General features: G+C 38.9%; 1 protein-coding gene. It reads right to left on the bottom strand.

Features of this window, described 5'->3' with window-relative positions; genetic code table 11:
• A partial coding sequence (locus ACYVRA_RS07530) for a PDDEXK nuclease domain-containing protein (RefSeq protein WP_461252124.1) occupies positions 1 to 851 on the bottom strand: 851 nt, incomplete at both ends.

Below are 851 nucleotides of genomic sequence, written 5' to 3'. Positions count from 1 at the left end.
AATTAGTCCAGTATTCCGCAACCGCAATACCAGATTTATCCAATTCCATCAATTCAATCTGATTTCGGCTTGCTTTTGTGCAAAGAATTATTCCTATTGGCTCATTCTCGTCATTCTGCCGTTCATACTTACTGAGCCATTTTAGATAAAATTCCATCTGTCCTTTATATTGAGGCACAAATTTTCCGATTTTTAATTCTATGGCGACAAGTCTTTTTAGTATGCGATGATAAAACAACAAATCAAGTGTAAAATCTTCATCATCCATTATCATGCGTTTTTGCCGTTCTACGAATGTAAAGCCATGACCAAATTCCAAAATAAACGCTTCGAGTTCTGTGAGTATTGCTTTTTCGAGATCGGCTTCCAGAAAATTTTCTTTTAATCCCAGGGTATCCAACAGGTATGGGTCTTTGAAAACATTAAAGGGTACAATAGACTCCTTGCTTAACTGTGAATTGGCTATTTCCCGTCGTTCATAAGCTTTTCGGGAGATTTGATTACGAAGTTCCATTTTCCCTAAATGTCGTGTCGCTGCTTCATGTGCATAAAATAGTCTTGCTTTTTCTGTTTCCAACGGTAAAATTTCGATAAAGTGAGACCAGCTTAATTGTGTCGCCAGCGGCGACACAATTGATAAATCTGGGAACAATTCAGCAAATTGAACCATTCGCCGCAAATTCCGTAATTCATAACCAGAACCGTATTTTTTTACTAATTGTTGCGACAGTGTCGCAACAATTCTCCTCCCATATTCGGCTCGTTCTCCGCCAAGTAAAACCGAACCTATGTAACGCCCTATTTCCCAATACATAAGAGTAACTTCACGATTGGCATACATTCCGGCTCGG

It is taken from the genome of Treponema sp. R8-4-B8, from assembly GCF_054786175.1.
Note: the sequence above shows the minus strand (reverse complement) of the source record. Positions and strands in the feature narration are given on the sequence as shown.